This window comes from Microbacterium sp. NPDC057407 (assembly GCF_042803895.1).
In the GTDB taxonomy this organism is placed as follows: Bacteria; Actinomycetota; Actinomycetes; order Actinomycetales; family Microbacteriaceae; genus Microbacterium.
Window position 1 is genome coordinate 232846 of sequence record NZ_JBHVCA010000004.1, and the last position, 20959, is coordinate 253804.

Annotated in this window: 20 protein-coding genes; 12 read left to right on the forward strand and 8 right to left on the reverse strand. The window is 69.5% G+C overall.

Annotated elements, in window-relative coordinates:
* Positions 1–141: 141 nt before the first annotated feature.
* The 7 genes from ACFUTX_RS13070 to ACFUTX_RS13100 all read left to right on the forward strand — a co-directional run bounded on the left by ACFUTX_RS13070 (position 142) and on the right by ACFUTX_RS13100 (position 6642).
* A complete protein-coding gene (locus ACFUTX_RS13070) occupies positions 142–528 on the forward strand; it encodes a PTS sugar transporter subunit IIB (RefSeq protein WP_378865260.1) in 387 nt (128 codons plus the stop codon).
* Positions 529–547: 19 nt separating this feature from the next.
* A complete protein-coding gene (locus ACFUTX_RS13075) occupies positions 548–823 on the forward strand; it encodes an HPr family phosphocarrier protein (RefSeq protein WP_378865263.1) in 276 nt (91 codons plus the stop codon).
* Positions 824–827: 4 nt separating this feature from the next.
* Entirely contained in the window at positions 828–2552 is a 1725-nt protein-coding gene (ptsP, locus tag ACFUTX_RS13080; protein WP_378865266.1) for a phosphoenolpyruvate--protein phosphotransferase, read from the forward strand.
* The gene (locus ACFUTX_RS13085; RefSeq protein WP_378865269.1) at positions 2549–4129 is read left to right on the forward strand and encodes a PTS mannitol transporter subunit IICB; all 1581 of its coding nucleotides are present in this window, start codon (positions 2549–2551) and stop codon (positions 4127–4129) included. Before ptsP ends, ACFUTX_RS13085 begins: the two co-directional genes overlap by 4 nt.
* A gap of 112 nt (positions 4130–4241) precedes the next feature.
* Positions 4242–4679 carry a PTS sugar transporter subunit IIA gene (locus tag ACFUTX_RS13090; RefSeq protein WP_378865272.1) on the forward strand — a complete coding sequence of 146 codons (438 nt, stop codon included), beginning with the start codon at positions 4242–4244 and terminating at the stop codon, positions 4677–4679.
* Positions 4679–5833 (forward strand): mannitol-1-phosphate 5-dehydrogenase, encoded by a 1155-nt coding sequence (locus ACFUTX_RS13095; RefSeq protein WP_378865275.1) that lies wholly within the window; start codon positions 4679–4681, stop codon positions 5831–5833. Before ACFUTX_RS13090 ends, ACFUTX_RS13095 begins: the two co-directional genes overlap by 1 nt.
* A 20-nt stretch (positions 5834–5853) precedes the next feature.
* Positions 5854–6642 (forward strand): alpha/beta hydrolase, encoded by a 789-nt coding sequence (locus ACFUTX_RS13100; RefSeq protein ID WP_378865278.1) that lies wholly within the window; start codon positions 5854–5856, stop codon positions 6640–6642.
* A 35-nt stretch (positions 6643–6677) separates the two neighbouring features.
* Here the strand turns inward: ACFUTX_RS13100 and ACFUTX_RS13105 are convergent, their stop codons facing one another.
* The 8 genes from ACFUTX_RS13105 to ACFUTX_RS13140 all read right to left on the reverse strand — a co-directional run bounded on the left by ACFUTX_RS13105 (position 6678) and on the right by ACFUTX_RS13140 (position 16284).
* Positions 6678–7793 carry an adenosine deaminase gene (locus tag ACFUTX_RS13105; RefSeq protein ID WP_378865281.1) on the reverse strand — a complete coding sequence of 372 codons (1116 nt, stop codon included), beginning with the start codon at positions 7791–7793 and terminating at the stop codon, positions 6678–6680.
* A gap of 58 nt (positions 7794–7851) precedes the next feature.
* On the reverse strand, positions 7852–9165 hold the full coding sequence (locus tag ACFUTX_RS13110) for a thymidine phosphorylase (RefSeq protein WP_378865284.1): 1314 nt from the start codon (positions 9163–9165) through the stop codon (positions 7852–7854).
* A complete protein-coding gene (locus tag ACFUTX_RS13115) occupies positions 9162–9563 on the reverse strand; it encodes a cytidine deaminase (protein WP_056121682.1) in 402 nt (133 codons plus the stop codon). The genes ACFUTX_RS13110 and ACFUTX_RS13115 overlap by 4 nt, the downstream gene beginning before the upstream one ends.
* 78 nt (positions 9564–9641) lie before the next feature.
* A complete protein-coding gene (locus tag ACFUTX_RS13120) occupies positions 9642–10934 on the reverse strand; it encodes an ABC transporter permease (RefSeq protein WP_378865287.1) in 1293 nt (430 codons plus the stop codon).
* Complete coding sequence (locus tag ACFUTX_RS13125; RefSeq protein WP_378865290.1) at positions 10931–12292, reverse strand: ABC transporter permease; 1362 nt, start codon at positions 12290–12292, stop codon at positions 10931–10933. The genes ACFUTX_RS13120 and ACFUTX_RS13125 overlap by 4 nt, the downstream gene beginning before the upstream one ends.
* A complete protein-coding gene (locus ACFUTX_RS13130) occupies positions 12289–13806 on the reverse strand; it encodes an ABC transporter ATP-binding protein (protein WP_378865292.1) in 1518 nt (505 codons plus the stop codon). The genes ACFUTX_RS13125 and ACFUTX_RS13130 overlap by 4 nt, the downstream gene beginning before the upstream one ends.
* A gap of 92 nt (positions 13807–13898) precedes the next feature.
* Complete coding sequence (locus ACFUTX_RS13135; RefSeq protein ID WP_378865295.1) at positions 13899–15017, reverse strand: BMP family protein; 1119 nt, start codon at positions 15015–15017, stop codon at positions 13899–13901.
* A gap of 151 nt (positions 15018–15168) precedes the next feature.
* Entirely contained in the window at positions 15169–16284 is a 1116-nt protein-coding gene (locus tag ACFUTX_RS13140; protein ID WP_378865298.1) for a mannose-1-phosphate guanylyltransferase, read from the reverse strand.
* A gap of 224 nt (positions 16285–16508) precedes the next feature.
* On the opposite strand from ACFUTX_RS13140, the gene sdhC reads away from it, so the two are divergent.
* From sdhC to ACFUTX_RS13165, 5 genes are all read left to right on the forward strand, one after another.
* On the forward strand, positions 16509–16943 hold the full coding sequence (gene sdhC / locus ACFUTX_RS13145; RefSeq protein ID WP_378865301.1) for a succinate dehydrogenase, cytochrome b556 subunit: 435 nt from the start codon (positions 16509–16511) through the stop codon (positions 16941–16943).
* Positions 16943–17395 (forward strand): succinate dehydrogenase hydrophobic membrane anchor subunit, encoded by a 453-nt coding sequence (locus ACFUTX_RS13150; protein WP_378865304.1) that lies wholly within the window; start codon positions 16943–16945, stop codon positions 17393–17395. Before sdhC ends, ACFUTX_RS13150 begins: the two co-directional genes overlap by 1 nt.
* A 41-nt stretch (positions 17396–17436) precedes the next feature.
* A complete protein-coding gene (sdhA, locus tag ACFUTX_RS13155; protein WP_378865307.1) occupies positions 17437–19263 on the forward strand; it encodes a succinate dehydrogenase flavoprotein subunit in 1827 nt (608 codons plus the stop codon).
* Complete coding sequence (locus tag ACFUTX_RS13160) at positions 19263–20048, forward strand: succinate dehydrogenase iron-sulfur subunit (RefSeq protein ID WP_378865310.1); 786 nt, start codon at positions 19263–19265, stop codon at positions 20046–20048. The genes sdhA and ACFUTX_RS13160 overlap by 1 nt, the downstream gene beginning before the upstream one ends.
* A 10-nt stretch (positions 20049–20058) precedes the next feature.
* Positions 20059–20959, forward strand: a 901-nt coding sequence (locus ACFUTX_RS13165) for an MFS transporter (protein WP_378865313.1), incomplete at its 3' end; no start/stop codon positions are given.

Below are 20959 nucleotides of genomic sequence, written 5' to 3' on the forward strand. Positions count from 1 at the left end.
GGTCCAGCAAGTCAACCACGGACGCCCGGCACGCGACCCTCTCTGGCGGAATCCGGACTCGCCGGTTTCCGCCCTCCCGGAAGAAGGACTGGTTGTCGCCTCTCAGCCCATTCACAAGAATGGCCGTATGAAGGCGGATCGATGAGGATCCTGGTGGTCTGCGGAGCGGGTGCGTCGAGCACCTTCGTCGCCCAGCGCGTGCGCCACGCAGCCCATGACCAGGGCCTTGCCTACACCGCCTTCGCAGGCACCGAGCAGTCGCTCCCGATCGACCTCGATGCCGCCGATGTCGTCCTCGTGGGACCGCACCTCGCTCACGCTCTCGAGCGGATCGAGAGGGATGCGGCCGCGCGGGGCACGACAGTGGTGCTGCTGCCGGCAGACGTCTTCACGGACAGAGACGGCACACGGACGCTCGCCCTCGTGCGTGACGCGGTCGGGGCCACCCGAAGGCCCCCGACCGCGGGCGGTGCCGATGCCGGCGTCCCCGCCGACCCGATTCCGCTGAGAGACCGACCGCAGGACTGACGACAGAGAGGTCACCCCCATGCCCCCCATCTCACGCACCGTCCGGATCGGCTCGTCACACGGACTTCACGCTCGTCCCGCGAAGCTGTTCGCGCAGGCGGCGAAGGACGCCGGCATCCCCGTCACCGTGGCGAAGGACTCGGGGACGCCCGTGAACGCCGCGAGCATCCTCGGCGTCATCGCGCTCGGTGTCGAGCAGGGGGACTACGTGACGCTGACCGCCGACGGCGACAACGCCGACGCCACGCTCGACCGGCTGGCCGAGCTCCTGACCACCGACCACGACGCGGAGTGACCCGATGACCGACACCACCTACCCCCGTGAGCTCCGTGGCGTGGGAATCGGCCTGGGCGTCGCCCAGGGACCGGTGGCACGGATGTCGGAGCCGCTTCCCGCACCGGCAGACAGCCCGAGCGAGCTGACCGCCGACGAGGAGAAGGCCCGCGTCGCCGAAGCCGTCGCTGCGGTCGCCCGCGAGCTGGAGCAGCGGGGCGCTCAGGCCGGCGGCGCGGCACAGGACGTTCTCGAGGCGCAGGCGATGATGGCCGAGGACCCGAGCCTCGCCGATGAGGTCAACGCGCGGATCGGCCAGGGGAAGACCGGCGAATTCGCGGTGTTCGACGCGTTCGCCTCGTTCCGCGACCAGCTGACCGCCCTGGGCGGCTACCTCGGCGAGCGCGCGGCCGACCTCGACGACGTGGCCCAGCGGGTGATCGCGCGGCTGCGCGGGGTGCCGGCTCCGGGCGTGCCCGACCCCGGGCATCCGTTCGTCCTCGTCGCGAAGGATCTCGCGCCCGCCGACACCGCTCTGCTCGACCTCGACAAGGTGCTCGCCCTGGTCACGACCCAGGGCGGGCCGACCTCGCACACCGCGATCCTCGCTCGCGAGAAGTCGATCGTCGCGGTCGTGGGCGCGGTCGCCGCGACGGGTCTGCGCGATGGCGAGACGGTGATCGTGGATGCCGCGGCCGGCGTGGTGACCACCGAGCCGACCTCCGAAGAGCTCGAACGCGCACGCAACCGTGCCGCCGATCGTGCGGCGGCCAGCTCGGCGCCGATCACGGACGGGGCACTCGCGGACGGCACGCCGATCCCCCTGCTGGCGAACCTCGGCAATCCCGACGGAGCTGAGGACGCGGTGGCGCTCGGCGCCGAGGGCGTCGGGCTCTTCCGCACCGAGTTCCTCTTCCTGAGCTCGAACCAGGCGCCCACGGTCGAGCAGCAGCGCGAGGCATATACGAAGCTCCTCTCCGCCTTCCCCGGGAAGAAGGTCGTCGTGCGCGTGCTCGATGCGGGCGCCGACAAGCCGCTGGCCTTCCTCAACGACGCGCACGAAGAGAACCCGGCACTCGGGCTGCGAGGCATCCGTGCCCTTCGCGCCAGCGAGGACATCCTGCGCGAACAGCTCACCGCATTGGCCGAAGCGGATGCCGCGACCGACGCGGATCTGTGGGTCATGGCCCCGATGGTGGCCACGGTGGAGGAGGCGGCGTACTTCACCGACCTCGCCCGCGACTACGGCGTCAAGACGGCGGGTGTGATGGTCGAGGTGCCGTCGTCGGCGCTGCTCGCCGACCGCATCCTGCGCTCCGCGGACTTCGCGTCGATCGGCACCAACGACCTCACGCAGTACACGATGGCCGCCGACCGCCTGCTCGGCTCGGTGGCGTCGTTCCAAGACCCGTGGCACCCCGCGGTGCTGCGTCTCATCCGCGAGGTCGGCGAGGCCGGACGCACCCACCGCAAGCCCGTGGGCATCTGCGGTGAGGCGGCGGCCGATCCGCTCCTCGCGGTCGTGCTCGTGGGCCTCGGCGCCACGAGCCTGTCCATGGCCCCCACGGCTCTCGCCGACGTGAGGGCGACCCTTCTGCAGTACGGCCTCGACGACGCGCAGGCGATCGCCCGGGCCGCCCTCGCCGCCGACGACGCGGCATCCGCCCGAACCGCGGCCCAGCAGGCCGCATCCGACAGCCGCGACCGCGGTGACGGAAACACCCCCGAGAACAAGGAGACACAGCCATGACAACGACGTCTGTTCCCGCCACCAGCGGCGGAAACCGGGCGCGCGTCGGAGTTCAGCGCTTCGGCACGTTCCTGTCCGGCATGATCATGCCGAACATCCCCGCGCTCATCGCGTGGGGTATCTTCACCGCGTTCTTCATCGACGTGGGCTGGACGCCGAACGCCGACCTCTCGACGATCGTCGGACCGTTCATCCACTACCTCCTGCCGATCCTCATCGCCTACACGGGCGGCAGCATCGTCTACGGCATCCGCGGCGGTGTGGTGGCTTCGATCGCGACGATGGGCGCCATCGCGGGGTCCGACAAGCTCGTCGCCGACTTCAACGCCGCCCTGCCGGAGGGCGCCTCGCAGCTGAACGAGGTGCACATGTTCATCGGCGCGATGATCCTCGCGCCGCTGGCCGCCTACACGATGAAGTGGCTCGACAGCCTGTGGGAGGGCAAGATCCGCGCGGGCTTCGAGATGCTCGTGAACATGTTCTCGGCGGGTATCTGGGGCTTCGTGATGGCGGTGGTCGGCTTCTACCCGATCGCTTGGCTCGTCAACGGCCTGATGACGATCCTGGGCAACGCGGTCAACTGGCTGGTCGAGTTCAACCTCCTTCCGCTGACGAGCATCCTCATCGAGCCCGCGAAGGTGTTCTTCCTCAACAACGCCATCAACCACGGTGTGCTGACCCCGCTCGGCCTGCAGCAGGTCGATGACCAGGGCTCGTCGATCCTGTTCCTTCTCGAGGCGAACCCCGGCCCCGGTGTCGGCCTGCTGCTCGCGTTCACCTTCTTCGGCCTCGGCGCGGCGCGCGCCTCTGCGCCCGGTGCTGCCGTGATCCAGTTCTTCGGCGGCATCCACGAGGTGTACTTCCCGTACGCCCTGATGAAGCCGACGCTGATCCTGGCCCTCATCGCGGGTGGCATGACCGGTGTCACGACGAACATGATCGGCAGCGGCGCTCTTGCCGGGCCCGCCGCACCGGGCAGCATCATCGCGGTCACGGCGCAGGCCGTGAACCCGTCCGCGGGCGGCGTGCCCAACTTGCTGGTCGTGTACCTGTCGGTGCTCCTCTCGGCGACGGTCACCTTCGTCATCTCGTGGGTCATCCTGCGCGCCTCGCGCAAGCGTGACCTCGAGGCCCTGGCCGCCACCGACGACGCGTTCGGTGCGGCGATCACGCAGACCGAGAACGCGAAGGGCAAGTCCTCCGACTCGCTCCGCAACCTCCGCGGGGGCGCTGCCACGAGCGTGGGCGGCGGCGTGGAGCCGTCGACGATGACCGAGCGCCAGATCAAGAACATCGTGTTCGCGTGCGACGCGGGCATGGGTTCGTCGGCGATGGGCGCGAGCGTCCTGCGCAACAAGATCAAGAAGGCGGGCATCGAGGACGTCACGGTCGTCAACAAGGCGATCGCGAACCTGGATGCCTCGGCCGACCTGGTGATCACGCAGAACCAGCTCACCGACCGGGCGCGTCAGCAGACGCCGAACTCGGTGCACGTCTCGGTCGACAACTTCATGAACTCGCCGCGCTACGACGAGGTTGTGGAGCTGGTGCGCGACCAGCACCAGGATGGTGCGTAGGCGCTGCGGCGCGTAGGCTCCATCCCCCTGAGACAGCTGCGGGGTCGGGCGGCGTGAGGCCCCCGACCCCGTGGCCCTCTGACGAACATCGCACACGCGAAAGGCAATCGACATGGCACGTGACGTCCTCAGCATCGGGCAGGTTCGCATCCACAGCGGCAGCGCGACCCGGGAGGAGGCGATGAAGGAGGCCGCCGACATCCTCGAGGCGGCCGGTGCCGTGACGAGCGCGTACTTCGACGCGATGCAGCAGCGCGAGCAGACCGTCTCGACCTACATGGGCAACGAGCTGGCCATCCCGCACGGCACGAACGAGACCAAGGCCGCGATCCTCGACTCGGCGCTGTCGGTCGTCCGGTACGACGGCGGCGTGGACTGGGGCGGCGAGCCGGTGACGTTCGTGATCGGCATCGCCGGCAAGGGGGACGAGCACCTCGAGATCCTGTCGCAGATCGCGATCCTCTTCTCGGACGAGGACGATGTGGCCCGGCTCAAGGCCGCGCAGTCGCCCGAGGAGCTGTACCAGCTCGTGTCGGCGTCGGGCGTGTGATGAAGGCGGTCCATTTCGGCGCCGGCAACATCGGCCGCGGCTTCGTCGGCCTGCTCCTGCACGAGGGCGGATACGAGCTTGTGTTCTCGGATGTCGCCGCCCCGCTCGTCGACGCGATCAACGCCGTCGACCGCTACACCGTCCACGAGGTGGGCGAAGGTGGCCGCGACACGGTGGTGACCGGCTTCCGCGCGATCAACAGCGCCGAGAACCCGCAGGCGGTGATCGACGAGATCGCCACCGCGAACGTGGTGACGACCGCGGTCGGCCCGACGATCCTGAAGTTCGTGGCGCCGCACATCGTGGCCGGGCTCGGTCACCGCGATCCCTCGGCGCCGCCGCTGCAGATCATGGCGTGCGAGAACGCCATCAACGCGACCGACCTCCTCCGCGAGGAGATGAAGGCCGCCGCGGGCGAGGGCTGGGAAGCGGTCAGCGCGTACGCGGTGTTCGCCAACACCGCGGTCGACCGGATCGTCCCGGCCCAGCCCGACGGCGCCGGTGTCGATGTGACGGTCGAGCCGTTCTACGAGTGGGCGATCGAGCGGCCGCCGTTCGGCGACACTCCCCCGCACATCCCCGGCGCGCACTTCGTCGACGACCTGGCCCCGTACATCGAGCGCAAGCTGTTCACGGTGAACACCGGTCACGCGACGACCGCGTACTTCGGCGCGCGTGCGGGCATCGACACCATCGCCGACGCCCTCGCCGATCCTGCCATCGCCGACCGCGTCTCCGCGGCTCTCGAAGAGACGTCGGCGCTTCTCGCGGCCAAGCACGGTCTCGACGCCGGCGAGCTCGCCGACTACCGGGCGACCATCCTCGGGCGCTTTCGCAACGCGGCGCTGCCCGACACCGTCTGGCGCGTGGGCCGCCAGCCGCTTCGCAAGCTGTCGCGCCACGAGAGGTTCGTCGGTCCCGCCGCCGAGGCGGCCGAGCTCGGCCTTCCCGTCGACGCCCTCCTCGACGCGATCGGCGCAGCCCTCGCGTTCGACGACAGCGAAGATCCCCAGTCCGTGGACCTGCAGCGGATGCTGCGGGAACAGGATGCCGCGACCTTGACGTCGTCCGTGACGGGCCTCGAGCCGCAGCATCCGCTCTTCTCCCGCATCGTCGAGCTTGTCGAGGCGCGACAGGCCGAGATCGGGGTCTGACACCGGGCTACGCTCGTGGCGTGACCGATCGCGCCCCTCGCCCCGCGCCCGCTCCCGACCGACCGCCCCGGAAGGCCGGACGAATCGTCTGGTGGATCCTCGGCTCGATCGGCGCGCTGCTCGTGCTCGGCGTCATCGGCATCGTGGTGTGGAGTCAGGTCGGGGTCATGATGGCGGAGCCGGGTCCGCTCGCCGAGGTGCGGAACGACCCCGCGATCACGATCACCGACACGTCGGGCGCCATCGTGCTCACACCCTCGGACGCCGAACCCGACACCGGGCTTGTGTTCATCCCGGGCGCCAAGGTCGACCCCTGGGCGTACGCGAACAACCTCGCCGGGCTCGTCGCGGACGGCGAGGTGGCGGTGGTGATCACCAAACCGTGGCTGAATCTCGCCTTCTTCGATCTGAGGCCGCTCGGCGCGTTCACCGACCTCGTGCCCGGCGTCGACACGTGGGCCGTGGGCGGCCACTCGCTCGGCGGAGTGCGCGCGTGCCAGCTCGCCGACGACGCCGACGCGCTCGTGCTCTTCGCGTCGTACTGCGCGACCGACCTGTCCTCGTCCGATCTGCCGGTGCTCAGCATCGCCGGGACGGAGGACGGCCTGTCGACGCCCGAGAAGATCGACGACGCCCGCCCTCTGCTTCCCGCCGACGCGCAGCTGGAGGTCATCGAGGGAGCGAGCCACGCGTCCTTCGGCGACTACGGTCCCCAACCGGGCGACGGCACCCCGACCATCACCGACGAACAGATGGATGCCGAGCTGACGGCCCTGCTGCTCGCCTTCGCCGACGAACTGGCCGGCTGACGGTCGGGGCCACCGACGGCCCCGCGAACTCCGCGTCAGCCGGCGAAGCCCTCGGCGATGAGCTCGATGAGCTCCTCGCGCTCCTCGACGGCGAGGAAGGCACCGGCCGCGGCGTTGAGCTGGAACGCCTCGAGGTCGTCGAGACCGTAGTCGAACGTCTCGGCCAGCAGCGCCAGCTCGCGAGTCAGCGACGTACGGCTCATCGTCCGGTTGTCGACGTTCACCGTCACCGAGAAGCCCAGCTGGTAGAGCAGGTCGAACGGGTGGTCCTCGATCGTCGTGCCCCACCGGTCGATCGCGCCCGTCTGCAGATTCGAGGACGGCGACAGCTCGAGCGTGATCTCGCGGTCGCGGACCCAGCGGGCCAGGTCGCCGAACTGCACGAGCACCTCTTCGCCGGCCCGCGAGACCACCTCGAGGTCCTCGGCGATGCGCACGCCGTGCCCGAGGCGCAGCGCGCGTCCGTCGATGAGCGCCGAACGGATCGAGTCGAGCCCCGCAGCCTCACCCGCGTGCACCGTCGTGGGGAAGAACTCCGACGCCAGGTAGTCGAACGCAGCGCGGTGCTTCGAGGGCGGGAAGCCGTCCTCGGGCCCGGCGATGTCGAACCCGACGGCACCACGGCCGCGCCAGTCCACGGCGAGCCTCGCGATCTCGAGGGACCGGTCGGTGTGGCGCATCGCGGTGATGAGCTGCCCGACGCGGATGTCGTGGCCGCCGCGCTCCGCGGCATCCTCGCCCTCCTCGATGCCCTCCTGAACCGCGTCGACCACGTCGTCGAGCGACAGCCCGCCGGCCAGGTGCTGCTCGGGAGCCCAGCGCACCTCGCCGTAGATCACGCCGTCTGCCGCGAGATCCTCGACGAACTCGCGGGCGACCCGGGTCAGCGCCTCGCGCGACTGCATGACCGCGATCGTGAGGTCGAAGGTCTTCAGGTATTCGACCAGCGAGCCGGAGTCGCTCTTCTCGGCGAACCAGTCCGCCAGGTCGTCGGGGTCGGACTCGGGGACGTCGACACCGGCCTCGTCGGCCAGCTCGATGATGGTCGCGGGCCGCACCCCGCCATCGAAATGGTCGTGCAGCGAGACCTTCGGCAGGCTCCGGATCGAGACGCCGTCGAGCAGGGCGTCGGCGTTCTGGTCGATGGGCATGGGGTTCTCCTCCGAGAGACGTTCTGCGGGCGGTGAGTGGGGCGACGGATGCCTGAGCCTAGGCGGTGATGCGCTCCAGCACGAGGGGGGTGCGGGCCGGGGCATCCGGTCCGATCTCCCACGCGCCGTCGAGCGCTCCGAGCGCCCTTTCGAAACGCGACGCATCGTGGCCCAGCAGGGTGAACAGCGGCTGACCCGCCTCGACGCGATCGCCCGGCTTGGCGTGCAGGTCGATGCCCGCGGCGTGCACCACAGGATCCTCGGCGCGCGCGCGTCCGGCCCCCAGCCGCCAGGCCGCGATCCCGAACGGCAAGGCCTCGAGCCGGGTGACGAACCCCGACTCGGAGGCAGTCACGGTGTGGGTCTCGTGAGCGACGGGGAGCGCGGCATCCGGATCGCCGTCCTGCGCGCGGATCATCGCGCGCCAGGCGTCCATCGCGCGGCCGTCCGCCAGTGCCGCCTCGACGTCCGCGTCGGGCTGTCCGGCGAGGGTGAGCATCTCCCGTGCGAGCGCGACCGTGAGTTCGACCACGTCGGCCGGTCCGCCGCCCGCCAGCACCTCGACCGACTCCCGCACCTCGTTCGCGTTGCCGATCGCGAGGCCCAGCGGGGTGTTCATGTCGGTCAGGAGCGCCGTCGTCGACACTCCGGAGTCCGTTCCCAGCTCCACCATGGTGCGAGCCAGCTCGCGCGCCTTGTCGACGTCGCGCATGAACGCGCCCGACCCGAACTTCACGTCGAGCACGAGCGAGTCGGTGCCTTCGGCGATCTTCTTCGACATGATGCTCGACGCGATCAGCGGGATCGCCTCGACGGTGCCCGTGACGTCGCGCAGGGCGTAGAGCTTCTTGTCGGCCGGGGCGAGCCCCGATCCCGCGGCGCAGATGACCGCGCCCACGTCGCGCAGCTGCTCGAACAGCTCGTCGTTGGTGAGGGCCGCGGTCCAGCCGGGGATGGACTCGAGCTTGTCGAGAGTGCCGCCCGTGTGGCCGAGCCCGCGGCCCGACAGCTGGGGCACCGCGACGCCGAACGACGCCACCAGCGGGGCGAGGGGCAGCGTGATCTTGTCGCCCACCCCGCCCGTCGAGTGCTTGTCGACGGTCGGCTTGCCGAGGCCCGCGAAGCTCATCCGCTCGCCCGACGCGATCATCGCATCGGTCATCACGCGGATCTCGGCGCGCGTCATGCCGTTGAGGAGCACCGCCATCGCGAACGCCGACATCTGCGCGTCGGCCACATAGCCCCGGGTGTACGCGTCGACCATCCAGCGCAGCGCGTCTTCGGGAACCTCTCCGCCGTCGCGCTTGGCGCGGATGACGTCCACGGCGTCGTGCGGTTCGACACCGCCGGCCTGCTGCGGTGCGCCGGTCATCGGGCCGCCTCTTCGAGGTCGCGCGGGCCGAACGCGTCGGGCAGCACCTCATCGATCGTGCGGATGCCGGAGACGGTCTCGAGCAGCATCCCGGGGATCGCGAACTCGTACAGCAGCTGACGGCAGCGGCCGCACGGCATGATCGTGTCGCCGTGCCCGTTCACGCACACGAACGCGACCAGGTTGCCCCCGCCCGACATCTGCAGCTCGCTGACGAGCCCGCACTCGGCGCAGAGGCCGACCCCGTACGACGCGTTCTCGACGTTGCAGCCCGTCACGATGCGTCCGTCGGTCACCAGGGCGGCGGCTCCCACCTTGTAGCGGGAGTACGGGGCGTAGGCGCGCTGCATCGCGTCCGTCGCGGCCGCACGCAGCTCATCCCAGTCGATGTCGGTCACGGACGGCCTTTCTCTACAGCGGTATCAGGAGGGTCGGATGCGCCACGGCATCCGTCGAGTTCGCGGCATCCGGTCATGTCAGCCCTTGATGTACGGCTTGCCGGCCGCTGCCGGTCCGCGGATCTGCCCCGCGAAGCCCGCGACCGCGATGATCGTGACCACGTACGGCAGCATCAGCATGAACTCGCTGGGGATCGGCGTCTTGAGCACCGTGAGCAGGTTCTGCAGGTTCGTCGCGAAGCCGAACAGCAGGGCCGCGAGCGTCGCCCGGATCGGGTCCCAGCGACCGAAGATGACCGCGGCGAGGGCGATGAAGCCGAGCCCCGCCGTCATCTCTTTCGTGAACTGGCCGACCGAGACGAGGGTGAAGTACGCGCCGCCGATGCCGGCGATCGCGCCCGCGAGCGACACGTTCCAGAACCGGCTCGTGTTCACCTTGATGCCCACCGTGTCGGCGGCCTGCGGGTGCTCGCCGACCGCGCGGAGCCGCAGGCCCCACCGCGTGCGGTACAGACCCCACGCGACGACGGCGACCGTGACGTACATCAGATAGACGATGAAGGTCTGGTTGAACAGCACCGGGCCGATGATCGGGATGTCGCCCAGCACCGGGATCTTCCACCGCGTGAAGCGGACGGCGCTGTTCAGCGCGGCTTCGTTGGGAACCAGCAGCGCGCCGTAGAGGAACCCCGTGAGGCCGGTCACCAGCACGTTCAGCACCACACCGACGATCACCTGGTCGACGAGGTACTTGATCGAGAACGCGGCCAGCACGAAGGCGACCAGCACACCGCCGATCATCGCGCCGACGAGCCCGACGAACGGGTTCCCGGTGATGCTCGACAGCAGGGCCGCGCTGAACGCGCCCAGCAGGAACTGACCCTCGATCGCGACGTTCACGACGCCGACGCGTTCGCCGATCACGCCGCCGAGGGCGCCGAAGATCAGCGGCACCGACAGCGACAGCGCGCCGAACAGCAGGCCCGTCACCGGCACGGAGGCGGGGGCGGATGCCGCGGCCCACGTGAGGAACGCGAAGATCGCCAGCACGCCGAACACGATCGGCAGCCAGATGCCCGTGCGGCGGTAGGACCAGGCATCCCACACCGCCCACAGCGTCAGCAGGACCAAGACGACCAGCACGCCCCAGTACGTCGGGCCTGCCGGCACGCTGACCGTGGGCAGCGCGATCGCCGAGGACGCGTCGCCGAGCCGGAAGGTGCTGACGCCGCCGCGGGGCACGAGGAGGAACAGCAGGAAGAGCAGCACCGTGGCGACGCCGAGGCTGATGGCGAGCTTCCAATGCCGCACCTTCACGACGGCGAGCTGGATCGTGCCGTCGGTGGCCGTGGTGGGAGCGAGCGCGGTCATGCGGCCACCGCCTTCTTCGCAACCTTGGCTCTCGCCTTGGCGGCCTTCTCTGCATCGGTCTTGGGGAGGAAGAAGATCGTGCGGATGAGCGGCGGCGCGGCGATGAAGAGCACGATCAGCGACTGGACGACGAGGACGATGTCGACCGGGATGCCCTGCGAGGCCTGCATCGTGAACGACCCCGCCTTGAGCGCCCCGAACAGGAGCCCGGCCGCGAACACGCCCCACGCCCGGCTGCGGCCGAGGAGCGCGACCGTGATCGCATCGAAGCCGATGCCGGCGTCGATGTAGCCGTCGAAGCCGGTGGTCACCGAACCCTGGATCTGGTTCATGCCCGCGAGGCCCGCGAGACCTCCCGCGAAGAGCATCGCGTAGATGTACATGCGCTGCACCGAGATGCCGGCCGCGCGCGCGGCGTGCGGGTTCTCGCCGACCGCGCGCAGGCGGAAGCCGAGGCTGGACCGCTCCACCAGCCACCACACGAACACCGTCGCGCCGATGACGATCACGAAACCCCAGTCCAGCAGCGGGAACCGGTCGCCGATGAGCGCCGGGAACTGCGCCGTCTCCGGCGTCGGCGCCGAGATCGGCTGGTCACCGGCCGGACGCTGGAGGATGCCCGGGGTGCGCACCATCCACGCGACGAGGTAGAACGCGACGTAGTTCAGCATGATCGTGAGGATGACCTCGTGCGCGCCCGTCCGCGCCTTGAGCACGCCGACGATGCCGCCCCAGATCGCACCGCCGGCGATACCCGCGGCGAGCGTCAGGGGCAGGTGGATGAACATCGGCAGGTCGAGGTTGAACGTCACCAGAGCGGCGACGGCGCAGGCGATGAGGATCTGACCGCGGCCACCGATGTTGAACAGGCCGACGCGGAACGCGAGCGCCACGCCGAGACCCGCCGCGATCAGGGGCGCCGCGAAGCCCAGCGTGTTCGTCAGCGGCCGGATCTGCGTCAGGAAGTCGGGTGCGCGCGGGTTGTAGATCGCGCCGCGGAAGAGGGCCTCGTAGCCGCCGTAGACCGAGTTCCACACGGCGACGAACGTGTCGCCAGGGCGGGCGAAGAAGTAGACGGATGCCGCGCGCACGTCCTCATCCGTCAGAGCCATCAGGATGCCGCCGACGACCATCGCCACGACGATCGCGAGGATCGTCGTCACCCAGTTGCTGCGGAGCATCTCCTTGATGACGACGTTCTGCCGCGGCGGCGGCGCGACCCCGCCGTCCGGGCCCGGCGAGGCCGAGGCATCCGACGTCCCCGTCAGCGGCCCCGAGACCGTGGGGAGCTGCTCGGGCGGCAGCCCCCGAGTCGGCTCGCTCGCTCCCGGTGTGATTCCCCTGCCGTCGTCGCTCACGCGGCCACCCCGCTCCCCGGCGTCTCGCCGGCCATCATCAGTCCCAGCACATCGCGCGGGGTGTCGCCGGGCACGATGCCGACGATCGCGCCGCGGTACATCACGGCGATGCGGTCGGCGAGGGCGGCGACCTCGTCGAGCTCGGTCGACACGACGAGCACCGGCACACCGGCATCGCGCGTTTCGACGATCCGGGTGTGGATGAACTCGATCGACCCGACGTCGACACCGCGTGTCGGCTGCGCGGCGACGAGCAGCTTGAGGTCGCGGCTCATCTCACGCGCGATCACGACCTTCTGCTGGTTGCCGCCCGACAGGGTTCCGGCGGGCACGTCGGGGCCCTGCGTGCGGATGTCGTACTCGGCGATGCGCGCCTTGGCGAAGTCGTCGAGCACACCGCGGCGGATCGTGCCGCCACCTACGAAGGCGCTGTCGGCGGAGCGGTCGAGGATCAGATTCTCGGCGACCGAGAAGCCCCCGACCAGGCCGTCTTCGGTCCGGTCCTCCGGCACGAACCCGACGCCCTCGTCGAGGATGCCGCGGACGCTCTTGCCGACCAGCTCCTCGCCGTCGAGGGTGATCGAACCGGTGACCCGATCGGCCAGACCCACGATCGCCTCGACCAGCTCGGTCTGTCCGTTGCCCTGCACACCCGCGAGGGCGAGGATCTCGCCGGGTCGGACGTCGAAGCTGACGTCGTCGACGACGACGGCGCCGGTCGCCGTCAGCACTCGCAGGTTCGAGACGGCGAGGCCGCCGGTGCCCAGCTTCGGCTCGTCCTTGTGCACCGTCAACTCGACGGCGCGCCCCACCATGAGAGAGGCCAGCTCGGCGTTGGTGGCGGTGGGGGATGCCTCGCCCACGACCTTGCCGAGGCGGATCACGGTGATGCGGTCGGCCACCTCGCGCACCTCGCGGAGCTTGTGGGTGATGAAGACGATCGACGTGCCCTCGTCGCGCAGCTGCCGCATGATCGCCATCAGCTCGTCGGTCTCCTGCGGCGTCAGCACCGCGGTCGGCTCGTCGAACACGAGCACCTTGGCGTCGCGCGAGAGCGCCTTGATGATCTCGACGCGCTGCTGCACGCCGACGGGCAGGTCGCCCACGATCGCGTCGGGGTCGACGTCGAACCCGAACCGCTTCGCCACATCCCGCACGTGCTGGCGCGCCTTGGGAAGGTCGAGGGCGCCGAGCGCCTTGGTGTCTTCGTGGCCGAGCATCACGTTCTCGGCGACGGTGAAGACGGGGATGAGCATGAAGTGCTGGTGCACCATGCCGATTCCCGCGGCCATCGCATCACCGGGGCCGCGGAAGTTCTGGACCGCGTCGTCCAGGAGGATCTCCCCTTCGTCGGCCTGATACAGGCCGTAGAGGACGTTCATCAGCGTGGACTTGCCTGCGCCGTTCTCGCCCAGCAGGGCGTGGATCTCTCCGGGCTGGACCACGAGATCGATGTGGTCGTTCGCGACGAGGGATCCGAAGCGCTTCGTGATGCCACGGAGCTCGAGCTTCATATCTGCACCTTATCCAGTGTCTCCATCGGGCTGGAAGAACCGCGGCCGGGTGGATGAGGCATCCACCCGGCCGCGGTCAGCAGTCGGTTCGACTACGGCGAGCTGGGCGAGGTCACCTCGAGCTCACCCGAGATGATCTGCTCCTGCAGCGCCGCGAGCTCGTCCTCGAGGCCCTCGGGCAGCTCGGACTCGAAGGCGCCGAAGCCGGACAGGCCGACGCCCTCGTTCTCGAGCGTGCCCACGTAGGGCTCGACGTCGAAGTCACCGGTCGCGGCGCTCATCGTGGCGTCGTACACGGCCTGGTCGATGCGCTTCATGATCGACACGAGCACCAGGTCGGCGACCGACTCGTCGACCGCGGCGAGGTCGGAGTCGACACCGAGCATGACGGTGTCGGAACCGGCGTCGGCGATCGCGTCGCGCGCGCTCTGGTAGATCGGGCCGCCGACGGGGAGGATCACGTCGACACCCTGGTCGAGGATGCCCTGCGCGGTCTGCTTCGCGGTGTCGTTGGCCTGGAAGCCACCGGTCATCGAGCCGTCCTGAGCCTCGACATCCCAGCCGAACGTCTCGACCGAGCCGCCCTTGTCTTCGTTGTACTTCTCGACGCCCTGCACGAAGCCGTCCATGAAGATGGTCACCGGCGGGATCGGGATGCCGCCGAAGGTGCCGACCTTGTTGACGCCGGCCTGCTCCGACCACGCCGCCGCGGCGTAGCCGCCGAGGTAGGCGGCCTGGACCGTGTCGAACTGCAGCGGCTTGATGTTGGGGGCGTCGGTGGTGCCGTCGCCGTCCGCGTCGGCCCAGTCGTCGATGATGGCGTAGTTCACGTCGGGGTTCGCCGTCGCGGAGGCGATGGTGTCGGCCGACAGCTTGAAGCCGACCGACACGATGAACGTGCAGCCCTCGGCGATCAGGTTCTCGAGGTTGGGGGCGTAGTCGTTGGCCGAGCTCGACTCGACCTCGATCGGCTCGACGCCGAGCTCCTCGGCCGCGCGCTCCATGCCTTCGAGGGCCGACTGGTTGAACGACTTGTCGTTGAAGCCGCCGTCGTCCGAGACGAGGCACGGCGTGAAGCCCTCGACGACTTCGGGGGCGGACTCGCTCGAGGTCGGCGCGGTCTCGGGAGCGGCGCCGCAGCCCGCGAGGGCGACGAGAAGGCCCGCAGCGGCAGCGACACCCGCGAGCTTCTTGGTGCGTGAGATGGTCAACTCAGCCTCCACTGATACGGCCCCGCGTCCTTCACGGGGACTGCACAAAGTTACCCACTGTGACGGGGCGCTTGCAGTCACGGCGAGGCGTCCGGGCCGAATGGTTACAAAGACGCAATGTGACGAGATCGGGTCGTCATCGCCGCTGGATTCAGAGCACGTCGCCGCGGCCGTTGAGCTTCAGGGCGTCGACGACGCCCTTCACGCGCTGCGCGTGCTCGCTCGTGGTGACGAGCAGGGCGTCGTCGGTGTCGACCACGACGATGTCGCGGACGCCGATCAGGCTGATCACCCGCGAGGTCTGGCTGACCACGATGCCGCTCGCCGCGTCGGACAGGATGCGGGCGTTCTCGCCGAGGATCGCCAGATCGTTCTTGCGGCCGCCGGAATTCAGCTTCGCGAGGCTGGCGAAGTCGCCCACGTCGTCCCAGTCGAAGTGACCCGGGATCACCGCCAGCCGCCCCCGGGCCGCCGCCGGCTCGGCGACGGCGTAGTCGATCGCGATCTTCGTGAGGTTCGGCCAGACCCGGTCGACCACCGGTCCGCGGCGTTCGCGGTCGTCCCAGGCGTCGGCGAGGTCCATCAGGCCGGCGTAGAGCTGCGGCTCGTTCTCGGCGATCTCGCCCAGCAGCACATCGGCACGACTGATGAACATGCCCGCGTTCCAGAGGTAGGACCGATCGGCGAAGTATTCCTTCGCGGTGTCGAGGTCGGGCTTCTCGACGAACCTCTCGACGAGCGCGGCCTCGGGGGCGCCGTCGATCACCAGCTCGGAGCCCTTGCGGATGTACCCGAACCCGACGGAGGCCTCGGACGGCTGGATGCCGATCGTGCAGATGTAGCCCTCGCGCGCGGTGGCCACCGCCTGCCGCACGGCCCAGTCGAAGAGGTGAGTGACGCGGATCACGTGGTCGGCGGCGAACGACCCGATGATGACGTCGGGCTCGCGGCGCGAGAGCACGGCCGCGGCGAGGCCGATCGCGGCCGTCGAGTCGCGCGGCTCGGACTCGAGGAAGACGTTGTGGTCGGGGATGCCGGGCAGCTCCTTCTCCACGGCCGCGCGGTGCGCGCGCCCCGTGACCACGGAGATGCGGTCGGGTCCGGCGAGCGGCTCGAGCCGGTCCCACGTGTCGCGGAGCAGCGTCTGGCCCGAACCCGTCAGGTCGTGCAGGAACTTCGGGGCGTCGGCCCGCGACAGCGGCCACAGCCGGCTGCCGATGCCCCCGGCGGGGATCACGGCGTAAAAGTCGTCGATGGGCTCTGGCATGTCGAACAGGCTAGCGGGCGGCGGCAAGAAGCCCCGGACTTTCCACAGGCGAAGAACTCGGCGACCTCGACGGCGATAAGGCTCCCCTTCGTCGCCCCCTCCTGAAATGCGGGAATAGGATGGTCTCAGCGCCCGCGTGACGCCGGTGGCCCGAGCAGAGAGAGCCGGGTCGCCTCAGGGGCAACGTTTCCCGCCCCATCATGTTCGATCCAGGGAGGACGGCCGTGTCTGCACCAGCACGCGTCACACCGTCGGTATCCGAAACCACCTCTCGAGTGCCGCGCGGCACCCTCTACCGCGGCAACGAGGGCATGTGGTCATGGGTGCTGCACCGCATCACCGGCGTCGGGATCTTCTTCTTCCTGCTGGTGCACGTGCTCGACACCGCGCTCATCCGCGTCGCACCCGACGCCTACGACGCGGTGATGAGCTCGTACAAGAACCCGATCATGGGCATCGGCGAGGTCGTGCTCGTGGGCGCCGTCGCCTACCACGCCTACAACGGCCTCCGGATCATCCTGGTCGACCTGTGGCCCTGGGCGACGCGTCACCAGCGGCAGCTGTGGTGGGGCGTCATCGGGCTCTTCCTCGTCACGATGATCCCGTTCTCGGTCCGCCACCTTTCGATCGTCTTCGCCTACGGCTGGGGAGGAGAGTGATGACCGCGATCGCCGACCCGCGCGCGCCGCGCGCCGCCGTCCGCCGCAAGGGCCCGAACCTCGAGAAGTGGGGCTGGGTCTACATGCGCGTCTCGGGCGTGCTCCTGCTCGTCCTGATCTTCGGGCACCTCTTCGTGAACCTCATGCTCGGCGAGGGCATCCACGGCATCGACTTCGCCTTCGTGGCGGGCAAGCTCGCGTCGCCGTTCTGGCAGTGGTGGGACGTGCTGATGCTGTGGCTCGCGCTCATCCACGGCGCCAACGGCATGCGCACGATCGTGAACGACTACGTCACGCACGCTCGCACGCGCACCGTGCTCGTCTGGGCGCTCTGGATCACCGCCGGCTTCCTGATCCTGCTCGGCACGCTGGTGGTCTTCACCTTCGACCCGTGCGTCCCCAACCTGACGGACGGCAGCGTCCTGCAGGAGATCTGCAGCGCCCAGGGCTGAAAGCACATCATCAGGCGAGAGACAACAGAGGCAATCCACACGTGACCACTCAGACCGCGGACTCCTACGTCAAGGACGGCGTCCACTACCACCAGTTCGACATCGTCATCGTGGGCGCCGGCGGCGCCGGCATGCGGGCGGCCATCGAGGCCGGACCGGGCGCGAGGACGGCGGTCATCTCGAAGCTCTACCCCACGCGGTCCCACACGGGGGCCGCGCAGGGCGGTATGGCGGCGGCCCTGGCCAACGTCGAAGAGGACTCGTGGGAGTGGCACACCTTCGACACGGTGAAGGGCGGCGACTACCTGGTCGACCAGGACGCGGCCGAGATCCTCGCCAAGGAGGCGATCGACGCGGTCATCGACCTCGAGAACATGGGCCTGCCGTTCAACCGCACGCCCGACGGCAAGATCGACCAGCGACGGTTCGGCGGCCACACCGCCGACCACGGCAAGACCCCGGTCCGCCGCGCCTGCTACGCCGCAGACCGCACCGGCCACATGATCCTGCAGACGCTGTTCCAGAACTGCGTGAAGCTCGGCATCAACTTCTTCAACGAGTTCTACGTGCTCGACCTCATCACGGTGAAGAACGACGGCGGGGGCACCGAGATCGCGGGCGTCGTCGCCTACGAGCTGGCCACGGGCGACCTGCACGTCTTCCACTCGAAGGCGGTCGTCTTCGCCACGGGCGGCTTCGGCAAGATCTTCAAGACGACGTCCAACGCGCACACCCTCACCGGTGACGGCGTGGGGATCGTCTGGCGCAAGGGCCTGCCGCTGGAAGACATGGAGTTCTTCCAGTTCCACCCGACGGGTCTGGCGGGCCTCGGCATCCTGCTCACCGAAGGTGCCCGCGGTGAAGGCGCCATCCTGCGAAACGCCTCGGGCGAGCGGTTCATGGAGCGCTACGCGCCCACCATCAAGGACCTCGCTCCTCGCGACATCGTCAGCCGCTGCATGGTGCAGGAAGTCGCCGAGGGGCGCGGCGCCGGGCCGCACCGCGACTACGTGCTGCTGGACTGCACGCACCTCGGCGCCGAAGTGCTCGAGACCAAACTCCCCGACATCACGGAGTTCGCGCGCACCTACCTCGGTGTCGACCCCGTCGTCGAGCCGGTGCCGGTGATGCCCACCGCCCATTACGCGATGGGCGGCATCCCGACCAACAACGACGCGCAGGTGCTCAGCGACAACACCACCGTCGTGCCCGGCCTGTACGCCGCGGGCGAATGCGCGTGCGTGTCGGTGCACGGCTCCAACCGCCTGGGCACCAACTCGCTGCTCGACATCAACGTCTTCGGCAAGCGCGCCGGCCGCAACGCGGTGGAATACGTCCAGACCGCCGACTTCGTGCCGCTTCCGGAAGACCCCGCCGCCGAGGTGCGCGCCATGATCGAGGGGCTTCGCGCGAACCAGGGCACCGAGCGCATCGCCGTGCTGCGCAAGAAGCTCCAGGACGAGATGGACCGCAAGGCCCAGGTGTTCCGCACCGACGAGTCCCTCGGCGAAGTCCTGGATGTCATCGAAGAGCTGCGCGAGCGGTACAAGAACGTCCACGTCGACGACAAGGGCAAGCGCTACAACACCGACCTGCTCGAGGCCGTCGAGCTCGGGTTCCTGCTCGACATCGCCGAGGTCGTGGTCGTCACCGCCCGCAACCGCAAGGAGAGCCGCGGCGGACACATGCGCGACGACTTCCCCACGCGCGACGACGAGAACTACATGCAGCACACGATGGCGTACCTGTCGGGCGACCCCGGTTCGTCGCATGCCGACGACCACATCCGGCTTGACTGGAAGCCGGTCGTCTTCACGAAGAACGAGGCCGGCGAGTTGCGCTACCCGCCGATGGAGAGGAAGTACTGATGGCGACCCTGGTGGCAGCCGACGCGCCCGCGCAGACGACCGAGGCCGAGACGCCGGCCGACACCGGCATCCAGTCCTTCCTGGTCACCTTCATCATCCGCCGCTTCGATCCCGAGGTCGACGAAGAGCCGCGCTGGGTGGACTACGACGTCGAGCTCTACTCGACCGACCGCGTTCTCGACGCCCTGCACAAGATCAAGTGGGAGGTCGACGGATCGCTCGCCTTCCGTCGGTCGTGCGCCCACGGCATCTGCGGGTCGGACGCCATGCGGATCAACGGCCGCAACCGCCTGGCCTGCAAGACGCTGATCAAGGACCTCGACATCTCGCAGCCGATCTACGTCGAGGCGATCAAGGGTCTGCCGCTCGAGAAGGACCTGATCGTCGACATGGAGCCGTTCTTCGCGTCCTACCGCGAAGTGCAGCCGTTCCTCATCGCTAACTCCAAGCCCGAGCCGGGCAAGGAGCGCATCCAGTCCATCGTCGACCGCGAGGTCTTCGACGACACCACCAAGTGCATCCTCTGCGCGGCGTGCACGTCGTCGTGCCCGGTGTTCTGGACCGACGGTCAGTACTTCGGCCCCGCGGCGATCGTCAACGCCCACCGGTTCATCTTCGACTCGCGCGACGACGCCGGCGACGTGCGCCTCGACATCCTCAACGACAAAGAGGGCGTCTGGCGCTGCCGCACGACGTTCAACTGCACCGAGGCCTGCCCCCGTGGCATCGAGGTGACCAAGGCGATCGCGGAGGTGAAGCAGGCCGTTCTGCGCGGACGGTCCTAAGCTTCCCTGCGTGACCTCGCCGCAGCCCGACGACCGACCGGTCGCGCCGCCGACGTCTCGTGCCGCCCGCGGAGCAGTGACGGCCGCGTACGCCGCGCAGGGACTGGGCTACGCCGTCATCGTGACGTCGCTGCCCGCGCTGAAGGCGCGGCAGAACGTGGGCGACGACATCGTCACGCTCATCGTGCTCGGGGTGGCCATCGCGGCCGCCGGGGGATCGGTCGTCGCGAACGCGGTGGCGGTCCGGTTCGGCAGCCACGCCGCGCTCACGCTGGGACTCCTCGTACAGGCCGCCACGCTGCCGATCATCGCCTTCCCCACCCCGTTCCCCGTCTTCCTCGCAGCCTTCGCGATGTTCGGCGTCGGGCTCGGCTGCGTCGACGCGTCCGCCGCCATGCAGGGGGTCGCCGTGCAGCGGGTGTACGGCCGACACCTTCTCGGAGGGTTCTTCGCGGCAGCGACCGCGGCGGCCATCGCCGGCGCCCTCCTGGTCTCCGCCGTCGCGCTGTCGGCGTCCGCGGCGGGAGTCGCACTGGCGGCTGCGGGGGCGATCGCGCTCGGCGTAGCGCTCGCCGGGCTGCGCTTCTTCGTCCGCGAGGTTCCGGTCGACGAGGCTCTGCCGCCGGGTGAGCGGGCGAGACTGCCCCGCGCGGGCATCTGGGTGTTCGGCCTGGTGATCCTCGCCGTCTTCGTCGCCGACTCCGCGGTGAGCACGTGGAGCACCGTCTACCTGCAAGACGACCTCGCCGCCCTCGCGTGGATCGCGCCGCTCGGCTACGCGGTGTACCAGGCCGTGGTGCTGCTGTCCCGGCTCGTCACCGACCGCCTCATCCCGGCGGTCGGCCGACGCCGGCTCGTCGGGATCGCGGCATCCGTCTCCGCCGTCGGGTGCGCCCTGATCGCTCTCGTGC

Excerpts from the sequence above, each read along its gene's own strand:
- ACFUTX_RS13120 (WP_378865287.1), bottom strand. The coding sequence starts at position 10,934 with ATGACCGCGCTCGCTCCCACCACGGCCACCGACGGCACGATCCAGCTC.
- ACFUTX_RS13150 (WP_378865304.1), top strand. The coding sequence starts at position 16,943 with ATGACCGCGATCGCCGACCCGCGCGCGCCGCGCGCCGCCGTCCGCCGC.
- ACFUTX_RS13110 (WP_378865284.1), bottom strand. The coding sequence starts at position 9,165 with ATGACCGGCGCACCGCAGCAGGCCGGCGGTGTCGAACCGCACGACGCC.
- ACFUTX_RS13085 (WP_378865269.1), top strand. The coding sequence starts at position 2,549 with ATGACAACGACGTCTGTTCCCGCCACCAGCGGCGGAAACCGGGCGCGC.
- ACFUTX_RS13160 (WP_378865310.1), top strand. The coding sequence starts at position 19,263 with ATGGCGACCCTGGTGGCAGCCGACGCGCCCGCGCAGACGACCGAGGCC.
- ACFUTX_RS13070 (WP_378865260.1), top strand. The coding sequence starts at position 142 with ATGAGGATCCTGGTGGTCTGCGGAGCGGGTGCGTCGAGCACCTTCGTC.
- ACFUTX_RS13090 (WP_378865272.1), top strand. The coding sequence starts at position 4,242 with ATGGCACGTGACGTCCTCAGCATCGGGCAGGTTCGCATCCACAGCGGC.
- ACFUTX_RS13140 (WP_378865298.1), bottom strand. The coding sequence starts at position 16,284 with ATGCCAGAGCCCATCGACGACTTTTACGCCGTGATCCCCGCCGGGGGC.
- ACFUTX_RS13095 (WP_378865275.1), top strand. The coding sequence starts at position 4,679 with ATGAAGGCGGTCCATTTCGGCGCCGGCAACATCGGCCGCGGCTTCGTC.
- ACFUTX_RS13130 (WP_378865292.1), bottom strand. The coding sequence starts at position 13,806 with ATGAAGCTCGAGCTCCGTGGCATCACGAAGCGCTTCGGATCCCTCGTC.
- ptsP (WP_378865266.1), top strand. The coding sequence starts at position 828 with ATGACCGACACCACCTACCCCCGTGAGCTCCGTGGCGTGGGAATCGGC.
- ACFUTX_RS13075 (WP_378865263.1), top strand. The coding sequence starts at position 548 with ATGCCCCCCATCTCACGCACCGTCCGGATCGGCTCGTCACACGGACTT.
- ACFUTX_RS13105 (WP_378865281.1), bottom strand. The coding sequence starts at position 7,793 with ATGCCCATCGACCAGAACGCCGACGCCCTGCTCGACGGCGTCTCGATC.